The sequence below is a fragment of the Micromonospora sp. D75 genome, assembly GCF_018070405.1.
Classification (GTDB): domain Bacteria; phylum Actinomycetota; class Actinomycetes; order Mycobacteriales; family Micromonosporaceae; genus Micromonospora; species Micromonospora chalcea.
Map to the genome: position 1 here is coordinate 1 of NZ_JAGPXV010001026.1, position 1134 is coordinate 1134.

The 1134-nt window shown below is 72.3% G+C and carries 2 protein-coding genes; one reads left to right on the plus strand and one right to left on the minus strand.

The window, feature by feature from the left end:
• A partial coding sequence (locus tag KBX39_RS31700) for a VOC family protein (protein ID WP_282102505.1) occupies positions 1–411 on the minus strand: 411 nt, incomplete at its 3' end.
• Positions 412–555: 144 nt separating this feature from the next.
• Between KBX39_RS31700 and KBX39_RS31705 the strand changes: the two genes are divergently transcribed.
• Complete coding sequence (locus KBX39_RS31705; RefSeq protein WP_043325168.1) at positions 556–981, plus strand: iron chaperone; 426 nt, start codon at positions 556–558, stop codon at positions 979–981.
• Positions 982–1134 lie beyond the last annotated feature (153 nt).

The window sequence follows — 1134 nt, forward strand, 5'->3', positions numbered from 1 at the left end:
GACCACCACCTCGGCGATCGGCCCGGTGTCCGCGCGCCGCGGGTCCGGCTCCCGTACGCAGAACTCGTTGCCCTCCGGGTCCGCCAGGACCGTCCACGGCACGTCGCCCTGGCCCACGTCTGCGGGGGTGGCGCCGAGCGCGGTCAGGCGCGCGACCAGCTCCGTGTGGTGCGCGGGCGAGGTGGTCGCGAGGTCGACGTGGACGCGGTTCTTCGCCGTCTTGGGCTCGGTGGAGACGACGAGGTCGACGTAGAGGGCGCGGGGGTCCGGGTAGGTGAGGCCCGCGGGTTCGAGGTTCGTCACGCCGGGTTCCTCGCTGGAGATCTCCCAGCCGAGCACCTTCGCCCAGAAATCACCGAGCGCGACCTCGTCGTGTGCCTTCATGTTGATCTGTACGAGCCGGGTTGCCATGGCGGCGATGGTAGGTGCCGCGCCGGGTCGCCGTGGTCCCGGCAGGTGGTCAGGAATCGAGAAGCGGGCGCCCACCGCCGGGCCATAGCGTTGCTGCCAGGCGGTCGGCACCACGCGGACCGCGAGTCACGAGGGGGGATCGAGATGTCCGACGGGTTCACTGCCGAGGAACGCGCCGCGATGAAGGAGCGCGCGGCCGAGCTGCGCGCCGAGGGCAGGAAGGGCGCGAAGAAGGCCGACGACCTGCAGGCGGTGCTCGACCGGATCGCGCAGATGGCGCCGGAGGACCGCGAGCTGGCCGAGCGCGTGCACATGACGATCATGTCCGCCGCGCCGGAGCTGGCGCCGAAGACCTGGTACGGCATGCCCGCGTACGCCAACGCCGCCGGCAAGATCGTCGTGTTCTTCCAGGACGCGGGGAAGTTCAAGTACCGCTACTCGACGGTGGGCTTCCAGGAGGCGGCGAACCTCGACGACGGCGACATGTGGCCGGCGTCGTTCGCGCTGGTGCGGTGGAGCCCGGAGGTGGAGAAGAAGCTCGCCGAACTGGTGCGTACCGCCGTGTCCTGACCGTGCCGTCAGGCGGACGGCGCGGCGCCGAGGGCGAGCGCGGCGGCGTCGCGGGCGCAGCCCCAGGACAGCATCACGCCGTTGCCCGCGTGGCCGTAGTTGTGCACGACGAGCGCGTCGCCGCGCCGCTGCGCCGCCACGCGCGGCGCCGCC

Excerpts from the sequence above, each read along its gene's own strand:
- KBX39_RS31705 (WP_043325168.1), top strand. The coding sequence starts at position 556 with ATGTCCGACGGGTTCACTGCCGAGGAACGCGCCGCGATGAAGGAGCGC.